12 protein-coding genes are annotated in these 15023 nt (G+C 37.0%); 2 read left to right on the top strand and 10 right to left on the bottom strand.

Annotation, left to right across the window (positions count from 1 at the left end):
• Positions 1 to 47 precede the first annotated feature (47 nt).
• Positions 48 to 2654, top strand: a complete 2607-nt coding sequence (adhE, locus tag PTQ27_RS04195) for a bifunctional acetaldehyde-CoA/alcohol dehydrogenase (RefSeq protein WP_273747934.1) — start codon at positions 48 to 50, stop codon at positions 2652 to 2654.
• Positions 2655 to 2802: 148 nt separating this feature from the next.
• On the opposite strand, the gene PTQ27_RS04190 is transcribed toward adhE, so the two are convergent.
• From PTQ27_RS04190 to PTQ27_RS04165, 6 genes are all read right to left on the bottom strand, one after another.
• Positions 2803 to 3891 (bottom strand): hypothetical protein, encoded by a 1089-nt coding sequence (locus tag PTQ27_RS04190; protein ID WP_273747935.1) that lies wholly within the window; start codon positions 3889 to 3891, stop codon positions 2803 to 2805.
• 44 nt (positions 3892 to 3935) lie between these two features.
• Positions 3936 to 5144: an ATP-binding protein gene (locus PTQ27_RS04185; protein ID WP_273747936.1), complete on the bottom strand. Its 1209-nt coding sequence runs from the start codon at positions 5142 to 5144 to the stop codon at positions 3936 to 3938.
• 171 nt (positions 5145 to 5315) lie between these two features.
• Complete coding sequence (locus PTQ27_RS04180; protein ID WP_273747937.1) at positions 5316 to 6710, bottom strand: efflux transporter outer membrane subunit; 1395 nt, start codon at positions 6708 to 6710, stop codon at positions 5316 to 5318.
• A gap of 3 nt (positions 6711 to 6713) precedes the next feature.
• Complete coding sequence (locus tag PTQ27_RS04175; protein ID WP_273747938.1) at positions 6714 to 7838, bottom strand: ABC transporter permease; 1125 nt, start codon at positions 7836 to 7838, stop codon at positions 6714 to 6716.
• A 1-nt stretch (position 7839) separates the two neighbouring features.
• Positions 7840 to 10572, bottom strand: coding sequence for a ribosome-associated ATPase/putative transporter RbbA (gene rbbA, locus PTQ27_RS04170; RefSeq protein ID WP_273747939.1), 2733 nt, complete (start codon positions 10570 to 10572; stop codon positions 7840 to 7842).
• A 13-nt stretch (positions 10573 to 10585) separates the two neighbouring features.
• Complete coding sequence (locus PTQ27_RS04165) at positions 10586 to 11638, bottom strand: HlyD family secretion protein (protein ID WP_273747940.1); 1053 nt, start codon at positions 11636 to 11638, stop codon at positions 10586 to 10588.
• 143 nt (positions 11639 to 11781) lie between these two features.
• On the opposite strand from PTQ27_RS04165, the gene PTQ27_RS04160 reads away from it, so the two are divergent.
• A complete protein-coding gene (locus PTQ27_RS04160) occupies positions 11782 to 12336 on the top strand; it encodes a TetR/AcrR family transcriptional regulator (protein WP_273747941.1) in 555 nt (184 codons plus the stop codon).
• 60 nt (positions 12337 to 12396) lie between these two features.
• Here the strand turns inward: PTQ27_RS04160 and PTQ27_RS04155 are convergent, their stop codons facing one another.
• Genes PTQ27_RS04155 through coaD form a run of 4 tightly spaced genes read right to left on the bottom strand, consistent with a single transcriptional unit; the run spans position 12397 to position 15022 of the window.
• A complete protein-coding gene (locus tag PTQ27_RS04155) occupies positions 12397 to 13470 on the bottom strand; it encodes an N-acetylmuramoyl-L-alanine amidase (protein WP_273747942.1) in 1074 nt (357 codons plus the stop codon).
• A gap of 19 nt (positions 13471 to 13489) precedes the next feature.
• Complete coding sequence (gene tsaE / locus PTQ27_RS04150; RefSeq protein WP_273747943.1) at positions 13490 to 13981, bottom strand: tRNA (adenosine(37)-N6)-threonylcarbamoyltransferase complex ATPase subunit type 1 TsaE; 492 nt, start codon at positions 13979 to 13981, stop codon at positions 13490 to 13492.
• Positions 13974 to 14534: an oligoribonuclease gene (orn, locus tag PTQ27_RS04145; protein WP_273747944.1), complete on the bottom strand. Its 561-nt coding sequence runs from the start codon at positions 14532 to 14534 to the stop codon at positions 13974 to 13976. Before orn ends, tsaE begins: the two co-directional genes overlap by 8 nt.
• Positions 14535 to 14542: 8 nt before the next feature.
• On the bottom strand, positions 14543 to 15022 hold the full coding sequence (coaD, locus tag PTQ27_RS04140) for a pantetheine-phosphate adenylyltransferase (RefSeq protein ID WP_273747945.1): 480 nt from the start codon (positions 15020 to 15022) through the stop codon (positions 14543 to 14545).
• Position 15023 lies beyond the last annotated feature (1 nt).

Raw genomic sequence — 15023 nt, 5'->3', positions numbered from 1 at the left:
ATCAGTTAAAAAAATTATCAAATTTAAACTTTATGAGGAACCAAACTATGGCTAAAAATACTCAACCATATGATGCCCAAGCAGAAGTCAATGAGCTTGTTACAAAAGGCTTGAAAGCACTTGATGAGTTTAGAATGCTCAATCAAGAACAAGTAGATTTCATTGTTGCAAAAGCTTCTGTTGCAGCGTTAGATAAACACGGCATTTTAGCAATGCACGCCTTTGAAGAAACCGGACGAGGGGTCTTTGAAGATAAAGCCACTAAAAACCTGTTTGCCTGTGAGTATGTTGTCAATAATATGCGACATTTGAAAACGGCAGGTGTGATTAGTGAAGATGATGTTTCAGGTATTACCGAAATTGCCGACCCAGTTGGTGTTGTCTGTGGAATTACCCCAACAACGAACCCTACCTCAACTACTATCTTCAAAGCTCTTATCGCTCTCAAAACTCGTAACCCCATTGTTTTTGCTTTCCACCCATCTGCTCAACAATCTTCCGCTCACGCTGCACAAATTGTTCGTGACGCTGCGGTTGCAGCCGGTGCACCTGAAAACTGTGTACAATGGATTACACAACCTTCTATGGAAGGAACCTCCGCACTAATGAAACACCCTGGTATTGCAACTATTTTAGCCACAGGCGGTAATGCAATGGTGGAAGCTGCTTACTCTTGCGGTAAACCTGCATTAGGTGTTGGAGCGGGTAATGTGCCAGCCTATGTTGAAAAAACGGCAAAATTAAAACAAGCGGTTTACGATATTGTGATGTCAAAATCATTCGATAACGGAATGATTTGTGCTTCAGAACAAGCCGCTATTGTCGATAAAGAAATCTATGCCGATTTTGTAAAAGAGATGCAATCTTACGGTGTTTATCTCGTGAATAAAAAAGAGAAAGCCCTGCTTGAGAAATACATCTTTGGTGTAGATAAAGCCAAAGATGAAAACTGTGCAGGGGCTAAATTAAATGCAGCGGTAGTTGGTAAACCTGCAGCTTGGATTGCAGAACAAGCAGGTTTTAGCGTACCGGCAAAAACCAATATTCTTTTAGCAGAATGTGCATTTGTTGGCGAAGGCGAACCGCTTACTCGTGAAAAACTTTCTCCTGTGCTTGCTTTACTTAAATCTAACTCAACCGAACACGGCTTAGAATTATCTGAAGCAATGGTCAATTTCCACGGCTTAGGACACAGTGCGGCAATCCACACTGAAAATAAAGAGTTAGCAAAAATATTTGGTGAACGAGTCAAAGCGATTCGTGTTATTTGGAATTCGCCATCTACATTTGGTGGTATCGGCGATGTTTATAACTCCTTCCTTCCATCTCTAACATTAGGTTGTGGTTCTTACGGCAAAAACTCTGTAGGGAATAATGTTAGTGCAGTAAACTTACTTAATATCAAACGTGTGGGCAGACGGAGAAATAATATGCAATGGTTTAAAGTACCATCAAAAATCTACTTTGAACGTGATTCAATTCAATATTTACAATCTATGCACGATGTGCATAAAGTGATGATCGTAACCGACCGTTCAATGGTGGATTTAGGTTTTGTCGATAGAATTACCGAACAGTTACGCCAACGTCGTAACCAAGTGATGATTCAACTCTTTACCGATGTTGAACCAAACCCAAGCCTGCAAACTGTACAACGTGGTACAGATTTAATGCGTAGTTTCCAACCGGATACTATTATTGCATTAGGTGGTGGTTCGCCAATGGACGCTGCGAAAATTATGTGGTTATTCTATGAACAACCAGAAGTCGATTTCCGTGATTTAGTACAAAAATTTATGGATATCCGCAAACGTGCATTCAAATTCCCACAATTAGGGCGTAAAGCAAAATTTGTCGGTATTCCAACCACTTCTGGTACAGGTTCAGAAGTAACTCCATTTGCGGTAATTACCGATGGCGATATTAAATATCCGCTTGCAGACTACTCGCTAACCCCAACGATTGCGATTGTCGATCCTGCATTAGTAATGTCTGTGCCATCGCACGTTGCTGCTGATACTGGCTTAGACGTACTAACCCACGCAACAGAGGCTTATACCTCAATTTTAGCAAACGACTACACCGACGGTTTAGCCTTACAAGCCATCAAATTAGTGTTTGAAAATCTTGAAAAATCCGTTAAAGAGTTTGACGAAGCCGCTCGTGAAAAAATGCACAATGCTTCAACAATGGCAGGAATGGCATTTGCCAACGCATTCTTAGGTATTTGCCACTCAATGGCACACAAAATCGGTGGTAAATTCCACACTATTCACGGACGTACTAATGCCATTCTACTCCCACACGTGATTCGCTATAACGGCACACGTCCAACTAAAGTCGCAACTTGGCCGAAATACACAAACTATGTGGCAGACATTCGCTTCCAAGATATTGCTAGAATGCTAGGCTTACCGGCGGAAACCCCAGAGCAAGCGGTAGAATCTTATGCTAAAGCCGTTCACGATTTAGCCGTACGCTGTGGAGTAAAAATGTCTCTCAAAGAGCAAGGTGTACCAGAGAAAGAGTTTATTGCTTCACTTCGTGAGCTATCCCTTAACGCTTTTGAAGACCAATGTACACCAGCTAACCCTCGTTTAGCAATGATCGAGGATATGGAAGAGATAATGAAAAAAGCATTTTATGGCGAATAAATTATTTAGCTGATTCTAAAAACTAGATTAGCACTTAAAGGGCTGTTTCCGATATCTTATCAGATTCAGCCCTTTTAATTAGATTTAGCTAATAATTTTTGCAAATTCTTTACAAAATTTAACCGCTTGTGGGAATAGAAATGTTGTTTTAAAATTGTTTTTTCAGACGATATCTATTTAAATCTAGATATTTTTTTATTTCTAGTTCTATCCCTAAAACAGATTTTTCAATATTTTCTATTTTTGAGTTAAATTTGCTTTGTTGAAATTTTCTAGTTTCTAATAAATTGTTAGCTAATTTATCAACTTCGTTCCAATAAGAAAATTTTAATAATTCAATCTCTCTAACTGTTTCAATCGAATACCCAAAACCTTTCACTGTTTTTATAGGTTTGATGTCATTTGCTATAACGTAAAGCTTATCATCATTTGTTGCTAACCAATGCTCTGAAATAGTATATCCATTAGGTAATTTTTCTTTTTTATCTGTGCCAAAACCTATACATCGAATCCAATATGTATCCATTGCCGCATTCATAGCTGTTGCTTGTATCGATTCCCAAGAATTTTTTTCCTTGCAAAAATTATTCTTAATTCGTCTTCTGCGATTACGTATTTCTTCTGGTAGATTATGAATTTCTTTTTCTCCTATGTCCCAAAAGGCATATTTTGCAACCTCCATTTCAAATCCTGAAATCATATCTAAATAAAAAGAAATACCATATAAATATTTTTCAAATTTTTTGATCCCTGATATATCAGAACCTGACTTATAAATTTGTTGGATAAGTAAATAAGGCAAATAAAAAGAACCTAATGCTTTCTTTTCATTTATGCTAAGATTCGAAAAAATAAATTTTCCTTCATTCTCAATAATAATTTTATTTGTTGCTAGAGGATCGTCTTGATGTCCTTTCCAAAATTTTTCACAAAATAAATTATATGCTTTTCTGGCATTAGGAACATAGCAACTAGGCATTTCATTCAGACCTAGTGCAGATATAAGTATATTGGGGCATTCATTAAGCAATCTGTACAACGGATATAAACCAACCTTTTTTACATCATCTAGTGTGGATTGTTCGGTTAAACGTTCCATACGTTGGATCGCACAATTATCCAAACTTATCTGGATAGCTTCTCTGTAATAGGCTTTTGATTTTACATATCTGATTAAAAAATCAGTATTATCATCGTCAAAATTTGGAGTATACATTCTTATTTCATTACTAGACATATATAATCTCCTGCATCGGATACTTTAATTTTAAATAGAGCCAATTATTTATTCAGAATACCCAAAAACCCTCTCAAACTCAAACACTCCACCCCTTCAAACGTATTTCCATCAAATTCATCCATTGTTACTACATATTTCGGGTAGTTATCTTGAATTTTTAACAGGTTGCCAAATTCTCTTTCCAACGTTTTTTCTTCGTTAATCGTTAATGTGGCTTGCACGTAAATACGTTCACCATCTTTTTCAGCAACGAAGTCGATTTCTTGTGTGCCAAGCCGGCCGATTTTTACATCGTAGCCTGCAATTTTTAGATGGTTGAAAATCGTATTTTCTAATAACTTTCCTCGATCTTGCACTCGATAACCAATTAAAGCGTTGCGTAAACCTAAATCTTCAAAATAGTATTTCTCACCAATTTCAAAAAGACGCTTGCCTTCAATGTCATAGCGTGGCACTTTGTGGATTAAAAAGGCATTGGCAAGATATTCAGCATAGTTTTGTACTTGCACGGTATTAGAATTGATTTTTTGCGATTTGAGAAAATCGCTGATTTTTTTCGCCGAAAATAGATTGCCGATATTGCTAGCAAAAAATTGCGTGAGTTGTTCTAAAAACAGCACGTTACGCAAGGCATAGCGGTTCACAATATCACGTATGGCAATAGTGGAATAGATATTGCGTAAATATTCAAATACAATATTGTCTTGCAGTGGCAAATCTTTTAAATAAGGTAAGCCACCGTATTTCAGAAACTGTGACATCGCTTTATCACTGTCTTCCAGTCGCATAAATTCCAAAAATTCAAAGTAAGAAAGTGAATGCACGTTAATTTCAATCGCCCGCCCGCTCAAACTACCAGCAATATCACGGGAAAGCAAATGGGCATTGCTACCAGTGCAATATAAATCCAGTTCCTCATCTAATAGTAATGAGCGAAGGGCTATTTCAAATTCGCTAATTTCTTGAATTTCATCAATAAAAATATAATTTTTTTGACGATTTTTTTTCTTAGCAAGCACAAACTCTGCTAAATCTTGTGCAGTTTTAAGATGCGAAAAAGCTAAATCTTCTTTGTTGATATAAATAATATTGGCTTGACTATCACTAGCTTGAATTTCTTGTATAATCTGAAACAGCAAATAGCTCTTCCCCACACGACGTTGTCCGGTGAACACTTTAATCAATGATTTGCCTATAAACGGACGCACTCGCTCCAAGTAGCGTTTGCGGTAGATGAGATCTTTTTTCATAATCCACTCCTTCGAATTTATATTTTAAACCTTATATAAATTTAGAAAAAGTTTCAAGTATACATTAAACTTTTAGAATTATTAGCTATATTTAAAGTATAAATATAATCAATAAGCGGGCATTTTTTTATAAAGTTTTGCAAAAATCTATAATTTCTGGCCGCTTGTAAACTACATCCAACCGCCGCCAAGTGCTTTATATAAGCCGAGTAAACTAACTGCTTGAGAAAGTTGTGATTGGATTAGTTGTTCTTGATAATTCAAGGCATTTAGTCTGGCACGAATAGCGACATCTAAGGTTTTTTCTCCGTATTTAAATAGTGCTTGAGCATCTTTCGCTTGTTTTTGAGCTTGGCGAAGCGAGGTTTGTAATAAACTATTTTGTTTCGCTAAACTAAATTGATATTGGTAAGCTGTATCCACTTCGCTCAACGCATTTAACAGATTTTTGTCATACTCTATCACTGCGGCTTTTAAGCGAGCATCTTCGGCATCAATATTTGCCTGAATTCTGCCATTGGTAAAAATAGGTAATTGAACACCTACACTAACTAAATTTGCTAACCCTGAAATATGAGATAAATCATTATTCAGTTTAATATAACCACCTTGCCCTATAAAATTGATGTCAAAACGTGGATATAGATCCGCTTTTGCACTGGCAAGTTTTGCTACCCTCGCTTCAACTTGACGCATATTGGCTCGTAAATCCGGGCGACGTTCAATGACACTACTTGGCATTTGTCCGCTTGGACTTGCTGGAATTTTTGCCAATGGATTACCATTTTTTACAATTTTAAAGCCTTGAGGCACAACACCCAGCAATGTTGCAATATTACGTTGAAATTCATCCGCTTGCGATTTTAATGTTGATTGCTTCGCTTTTAATGCGGTAATTTGCGTTGTAATTTCATTCACTTCATAGCCTGTTGCTTGCCCTGCATTAAAACGACCTTGCACATAACGTTGTAATTCTTGCAAGGTTAGAATATTTTGTTGCAAGAGAACTTGTTGCTGTTCTGTAGCATAAATACGGAAATAATTTTCAGCAATCTGACTAGAAACTAATAATTGAGCCGCATAAACTTGCTCTTGCTGGGCTAATGCAGCAGCTTGTGCAGCATCGGCATCACTGCGTTTTTTACCAAAAAAATCGGGTTCCCAAGAGGCTGAAATACCACCATAAGCATTGCCTGATTCAGAACGTTTTGGGTTAATTACACCACTATCTATGTCTGTTATCATTCCACCAATAGAACCGCTGGCACCAATATTAATACCTTTATCTGCTTCTGTGTAATAACTATTTGCCAATGCTTCAGCTAAGCGGGCTTTTGCTAACTTAATATCTAAATTATTTTCCAGCCCTTGTTTGATTAGCATTGTTAATTGTGGATCATTCCAGTTTTTCCACCACTGTTGAATCTCGCTTGAACCCTGTGCGGCTTTAGCTTGATCAAATTCTAGCGGTATTTCAATCATTGATTGAGTATCAACAGTGATAGTATTGCAAGCGGTCAAAAAAGCGGTAAATATTGCAAGTGTTGATAATTTATAAATCTTCATTTTCTATCCTTGTCTTGATAACATTGATTTAAATTGCATTAATGCAATACTTAAAAATATAACACCTAGCACAGCCATTTTTACTAAGTGGATCCATACTAACTCTAAGCCTGCATTGCGAAATAACACATCTTGAGCATAAGCACCTAAAATGGTTGTAGGAGAAAATTGTGTTAATTGTTGTGCCAGTTCTGGCATATTTTCTATCGGTGAATTAGTACCAGAAAGCATATACATCACAATATAGATAGGAATACACAACAGACCAAACTGTGGCATAGTCGGGGCAAAAACTGCCAACAGAATGCCAAGTGAAGCAATTGAAAAAAGAAAAATAGCCGCTCCTAGCATAAAAGCCATTATTTGTTGAGCATTTATCGGGGTGCCTAAAAAATCAGATACGATAAATTTCAAAGAAAGAGAAGCTACGCTCAGCAACACTAAACCATTAGCTAGAATTTTGGCTACTGCTATTTCACTTGAGCCAACAGGCATTACAAGTAAATGCTCCATCGTGCCTCGTTCTCGCTCCCGAATAACTGCAGAGCCGGCTAAAAGTAGCGTGAGTAGGGTGAGATTTCCAACAATTTGTGCGGTTCCCATAAACCAAGCAGTTGTATAATTGGGGTTATATAATACATTGATACTCGCTTTTAAAGGCTCAAATTTGAAGTGATTTCCCATAAAATCTTGTATTTCCTGGCGGAAAATCTGAGTAATATAAGATGCTCCAATATTTGCTTGCGTCATTGCCGTTGCATCAACCAACAACTGTACTTGAGGATTTCTTCCTGCAAGCATATCTCGTTGGTAATTAGGTGGAATTTCAATAATAAAGGTATATTTTCCAACGTCCATTAATTGATCAACCGAATTGGAATCTATATCATCAACCGTTTTAAAATAAGGGGGGATTAGTGCATCTCTTAACCGATAAGAAAGAGCTGAATGGTCGTAATTTATAATACCGACCGAGCCATTTTTTACATCAGTCATACCCTGTTTGGCAATAGTAATAATAGCGAATGAGAACATATAAATAATCAACGCAACTAACACTTTATCACTAAATAAACTTTTCAGCTCTTTAAAAGTAAGGAATCCGATATTTTTTATCCAACGGTTCATCTTATTTCTCCTGTTTTTTCAAGGCAAGAGTAGCTAATGCCAGATAGACAACATAGATAAGTATTAAAGCTAAATAAGGCTGAATAAAATCTGTAAAGCCAAGCCCTTTTGTGAAGCCACCTAAACTAATTTGTTGAAACCACGCACCAGGAAAAATTTTAGAAATTAGCTGAATATTCGTATCTAAACGTGAAACTGGATACATCATTCCTGAAAAATTAATAGTCGGCACAATCGAAATAATAGCAGCCGCAAAGATAGCCGCTACTTGAGAATTAACAAAACTAGAGACTAACAACCCAAAACCAGTAGAAGCACATATTCCTAATAGCACACCCAAAAACATTGCAGACATCGAGCCTTTAATGGGTACATCAAATACCAAAAGGGCTGCTGATACCATAATTAAATAACTAATTAACGAAAGAGCGATATAAGGTAGCTGTTTGCCTAATAAAAACTGAAATTGCGAAGCGGGTGAACCATAAAGATTCATAATTGTGCCCATTTCTTTCTCCCGCACCACACTTAATGCAGTCATCATTGGCGGAACTAACATCATTGCTAGCATAATAATGCCAGGAGTCATTGCAAAAATACTTTTGAAATCTTGGTTATAAACCATTCTTGGCTCAGTGGGAGATTGCATATTTACCTCTATGCCGTTTTCTTGTAATAGCCCCTGCATATATTGCCCTATCACACCTGTTGCAGAACCTTTTAAATTTTCTGCAGTGCTTGGAAAAGCTCCATCAATAAAAATGCCGATATCAGGCTGATTTTGAGCTAATAAATTTCGCCCGAAATCCTCAGGAATTTCTAGCACCAATTTTGCTTTACCCATTTGAATGGTCGGATTGATTTCATTCGGCTGATAAAGATTCCCTTGATAAATAAAATAAGGCGAACCACTAAAAACCTCAATTAACTTTCTGCTTTCCGAGCTGTTATCGTGATCTAATACGGCAAATTTCATCGGTTTAATATCAAATGAAATACTTGATCCCATAGTCAGTAACATAATTAACGGACCAAGTAACGCAAAAAGTAAACGGATATTATCTCGTAATAATTCCTTTCCTTCCCGAACGGCAAAAGTCCAAATCACACTAAACCAATTTGCAAATTTACTTTGTTTTTCGACCGCTTGTAATGGTGTAATTTCCGTTATTTTTTGCGTCTTTGCCTCATTTTCTGAGCTTGTTTCTTCTTGTTCTTCCAAATAAGTAATAAAAGCCTCTTCTAAGGTTTCGGCATTTTTACCAAGCCGCAATTCCTCTGGTGTCCCTACACCTAAAACTTGCCCTCTATGCATAAAGGAAATGCGATCACAACGTTCCGCTTCATTCATAAAATGGGTGGTAACAAAAATAGTGATGCGATCCTCTCGAGAAAGTTTGATTAAGTATTCCCAAAACATATCACGAGCAGCGGGATCAACCCCCGATGTCGGCTCATCTAAAATAAGCACTTCCGGCTTATGCAAACAAGCTGCGGCTAATTGTAATCGTTGGCGAATACCAAGAGGTAAAGCTGAGGGTTTTTCTTCGGAAAAGTGTGCTAATGCAAATTGATTAATCGCCTCATTCACATAACTCGTCCATTTTTGAGACGGTATTTGATAGAGCTTGGCGTGTAGCTCAAGATTTTCTCGAACGGTTAATTCTTCATAAAGAGAAAAGGCTTGTGACATATAGCCCACTCGTTTACGAGTATTAATATCACTTGCATCGATCGGCTGCCCAAGAAGGCTGGCGGAACCTTCGGTCGGTTCAAGTAAACCGGTTAGCATTTTCATTGTGGTCGATTTCCCACACCCGTTAGAACCTAAAAAACCGAAAATCTCGCCTTTGGGGATCTCGAAACTCACATTATCCACAGAGGTAAAATCGCCAAATTTTTTGGTTAAGCCTTTGGCAGTTATAGCTGGCGGTTCATTTTTTAGCGCTTCGAACGGAGGAATGAATAACCCGTTTACCGCTCCTCGTTTTTCCGGCGGTAATAATTTTATATAAGCTTGTTCTAAATTTTCACTTTGTGTTTTAGCAATCACATCTTTTGTAGCTTCATCTACGATCAGCTTACCATCATCCATTGCCAATACATATTCAAATCCTTCTGCTTCATCAATATAAGCGGTTGCGACTATTACCGTCATATCCGGTGTTTCAGTTCGTAATTCTTCCACCAGTTGCCAAAACTGGCGGCGAGAAAGCGGATCAACGCCTGTGGTAGGTTCATCTAAAATCAGTAAATTAGGGCTATGAACCAAAGCACAACATAAGCTAAGTTTTTGTTTCATCCCACCGGAAAGCTTGCCTGCCGGTCGATCTGCAAAAGGCAATAGCCCTGTTGCTTGAAGCAATCGCTTAATTCTGGCTTTTCGCTGAGTTGCCGATAGCCCAAACATTCGGGCGTGAAAATCAACATTTTCGTAAATAGATAGGGTGAGATAGAGGTTTTTTCCTAAGCCTTGTGGCATAAAGGCGATTTGATGAGTGAGTGTTTCACGATCTTTTGCTTTTGCGATATCTAACCCAAAAACATTAATTTCTCCTTGCTGTAAAATTTTTGCTCCGGCAATCAATGAAAGCAAAGTCGATTTTCCCACACCATCAGGGCCAATTAAACCTACCGTACTTCCTTTGAGAATATTTAGAGAGATATTCTCAAGAGCAACTGTTTTGCCATAAATATGATGGAGATCTGTAATTTTTACTGCATATTCTGACATATATCACCCGCCACTAAGGTAATTTTACAGAAAGGGATTCAGGCCAATCTACCGTATTATCATATTTGACATAACCTATTGCCGTCATTCCTCCTTTAAATAACCCTGCGTAGTTTAGTGCGACATCTTCAGGTACCTGTAATTTTACTTTAAACATTAATTTTGTACGTTCTTCTGCAGTTTCTACTGATTTAGGTGTAAATTGTGCACTAGATGCAACATAGCTGATATGGGCAGGAAAAACATTGTCCATTCCATCAATTTTAATGCGAGCTTCATCGCCTATTTTTAGACTATTCGACTGATGAGCAGGTAAAAATACGTTAAGGTAAACATCTTTCGGATCTAATAAGCTAATCACCTTGCTTCCCGCTCCAACAACGCTACCAACATCTGCTATTTTATATTCAACTCTACCTGCGATTGGTGCTTTAATCAGCATATCATCATTTTGAGAACTAGCCTGTTTAGATTGAGCTTGTGCTTGATTAACATTAGCTTGAGCTTGTGAAATAGTTGCCTGAGCCTGATTAACTGCTACTTGAGCCTCTGTTTTCGCAGCTTTAGCCGCTTCTACCGCCGATTGAGCCGCCTTATAATTAGCCTGGCGACGCTCTAATTCGCTTGCTGAAATCAAATTATCTCGACGCAATTTTCTTGCATTATCCAGTTCTAATTTAGCCACTGCTACTTGTTGCTGCTGGGCATTCATTTCAGCATTTGCACGAGATACCGCCTCTTCTGCTCTTAATTTTTGTGCTTTAGCACTTTCTACTTGTGCTTGAGCTGCAACAATTTGGGCTTCTGTGGCTTCAACCTGACTTTGTGATTGCGTAGAGGAAAGGCGAACAAGCGGTTCGTTTTTTTCAACATTTTGCCCCTCTTTTACATACATTTCTTCAATACGTCCTGCATAAAGTGTTGCAATATCTAACCGCTCTAGCTCTAATCGCCCGTTTACAGAAGTAATACCTACAAAATCACTACGTTCAGACTGTATCTGTTTCCATAAATAAACACCTGCAACAAGGAAAACGATTAAAGTTGCTATCAATAATTTTTTCATTTTCTTGTCCTTTTATAATTTTATATCTCTTCAAAGTGTAAGGATTTACTATTTTATGAACAACCATCAACAAACAATAAAATGTTGCTTAAGGGTACATAAAAAGATAAAGTGTTGCTTATCTGCCATCAACGGAAAATAAAATGAAAAGAGAAGATCCTAGAATTACTCGTACTAGAGAAACTATTCATTCAGCTTTTATCTCATTACTAGAAAATACTGACTATGATGATATTACCGTACAAAATATATTAGATAAATCAAAAATTAATCGTTCTACCTTTTATAAGCATTATATGAATAAAGATGCTTTAGCGACTGCTATAATTGAAAAATTAAAGATAGAATCGCTCATTCCATTGCTTGAAGAACGTTTCACTACTCCAAATATGGAATTTGCATTAAAAGCTGCACCTATTATTAATACTCTTCGTAAAACACTACGTATATTATGGAAAATTGACACGCATCGTATTAGTTTAAAACGAGATATGCAAAAAGAAGTGCAAAGAAAATATCTTGAAGTAAATGCCAATCAAATGCTGCTTACAAATACAGATATTAATTTTCAGGCTCACTTATTTGCAATATTATCAATTTCGGTAATGGAGCATATTATCATTTCAGAAAAGCCTTTAAATCCAATTACGATGCAAGCAAATCTGCAAGAAGTACTTGCATATTTTACGCATAAATAGATGTTCAGTGACTAAAAAATTAAAGGCTCCTTCAGAAAATACTGAAAAAGCCTTTATTAGTTATTTTACCTTTAACTTCTGCCCAACTCTAATTTGATAATTTTTTAGTTTATTCAACTCACTTATTTTTTGTGGTGTTGTACCATAAGCTCGAGCAATAGAATAAACCGTTTCATCTTTTTGGACAGTATGGTAATTCGTTGATGAAACTTTTACCTCTCTTTTTTGAGATTGTGTAGTATCTGCTTTCTTAGAGGTGTTTTTCTCCGTTTGCTTTACTTTTGTTGAAGATTCCGTCTTCTTTGTTGTTTTATTAGCTGTATTTGATTTTTTAGCTTCATTAGCACTATTTTTTGTTGGAGCTGAAGTCGTTTTTGCATTTTTAGCTCGATATGCAACTAGCCCGTTATAAATAGCTCTTGCCACTTGTTTACGATAGCTAGCTGTTGCTAATTTGGCTTCTTCTGTTGGATTAGATAAAAATCCTGTTTCAATTAATACAGACGTAATATCTGGCGAACGCAGTACGCTCAAACTTGCGTGTTGCGGAGTCGATTTTGCCAGTGTAGTTACCTTTGCCATTCGATTTAAGATATTTCTACCTAATTCATAGCCTGAACGCTGTGAGTGAGAAAATTGTAGATCTAATACCGTTTGGTTTAAATAACGTTCATTATTATTTGAGAGAACAGAACCCGCACCGCCTAATAATTCCGATTGTTTTTCGTGATCTTCCAACCATTTCCCCATTTCATCACTTGCGCGTCTATTTGACAGAACCCAAACCGATGCCCCTCTTAACGAATCTGACTTTGGTGAAGAATCTGCGTGAATAGAAATAAGTAACTCCGCTTTGTGCTTACGAGCTATTTCGGTTCGTTGCGGTAATTGAATGAAATAATCACCACTACGTGTCATTACCGCTTTAAAATTAGGATCTGCATCTAATAACGCTTTAAGTTCTTTTGAAATAGCAAGTGTAATATTTTTTTCTTGAATACCAAGTCGCTTTCCTATTGCACCAGGATCTTTTCCACCGTGCCCAGCATCAATCGCCACCACGGTTTTGGCGAAACTTGAAAAGCTTAATAAACTGAATATACTAAAAATAAAATATTTAATAACCTTATTCATTTCCTTCCCTACAAGCGGTCTATTTTTTCTTAAAATTTACTAAAATTTCTAAAGCTTTTTGATTCTGTGCGAAAATTGTGAGTTCTCTTCCTTCATCTCGGTAATCAATTTGAACAACAAAATCAGCTTCTGGAATCATACCTTTACCCTTGATTGCCCATTCAAGCAAACATAATGTTTGCGGTTTAAAATAATCTCGAATACCCATAAACTCAAGCTCTTCTGGATCAGCAAGTCGGTAAAGATCAAAATGATAAACACTAATTGGTGCTAATTGATACTCTTCCACAAGGGTATAAGTTGGACTTTTTACATTACCTTGATGCCCAAATGCTCTTACAATACTACGAGTTAAGGTTGTTTTGCCAGCTCCAAGTTCGCCGTTTAAATAAATAACCAACGCACGATTTTCATCTTGCAATAAATATTTTTTTAGCTCTACTGCGAATGATTGACCAAATTCAAGTAATTTAGTTTCATTCTCACAGTAAAAAGAGAGTGAATTATCCATTATTTTCATCTAAGTTAATAAAATGTTCCCGATAAAATTTAAGTTCGTTAATTGATTCACGAATATCATCTAGTGCTAAATGCGTATTGCCTTTTTTAAACTGTTCGAGCATTTCAGGCTTCCAGCGTCTCGCTAATTCTTTTAAAGTGCTGACATCTAAATGGCGGTAGTGGAAATAATCTGCCAAATCAGGCATATATTTGTAAAGAAAACGCTTATCTTGTGCAATGCTGTTGCCGCAAATTGGTGAGGCCCCTTTTGGCACCCAGCGTTTTAAAAAATCAATCGTTTGTAATTCTGCCGCTCTTTCGGTTAATTTACTGGCTTTTACACGTTCAATCAAACCATTTGCCGTATGGGTTTTTACACACCAATCGCTCATTTTAGCCAGTAATTCATCAGATTGATGAACGGCAAGAACTGGGCCTTCTGCTAAAATATTCAGATCTTTGTCGGTAACAATAGTCGCAATTTCAATAATGCGTTCTTTTTCGGGATCCAAACCTGTCATTTCAAGGTCGATCCAAATTAAATTATGTTTATCTTGGCTCATTCTATTTCCTATTCTTTTGCAAGTTTTAACGCTTTTTTGACCGCTTGTGGTACAAATTGACTAATATCGCCATTGTGTCGGTAAATTTCTCTGACCATAGTAGAAGAGAGATAACGCCATTCCACCGAAGGGGGGAAAAATAACGTTTCTAAATTACCCGATAACTTTTGATTGAGTTGTGCTAGTTGGATTTCGTAGTCAATATCGTCTGCTCCTCGAATCCCCCGAATCAGCACTTTTGCATTCTGTGCTTTCGCAAAATCAGCAAGTAAACCGCTAAAGCCGATAACCTCAATATTGTTTAAACCTTCACAACTTTGTTTCACTAATTCAACCCGTTCTTCCAATTCAAACAAAGGTTGTTTGCTAGGGTTTTTGGCTACTGCAACAATTACCTTGCCAAATAAAGCGGAGGCTTTTCGGATAATATCTAAATGCCCATTGGTAATTGGATCAAATGTGCCTGCGTAAATTACATTATAATTCATT

It is taken from the genome of Mannheimia cairinae, from assembly GCF_028649535.1.
In the GTDB taxonomy this organism is placed as follows: domain Bacteria; phylum Pseudomonadota; class Gammaproteobacteria; order Enterobacterales; family Pasteurellaceae; genus Mannheimia; species Mannheimia cairinae.
This window is presented reverse-complemented; position numbering and strand designations above follow the sequence as displayed.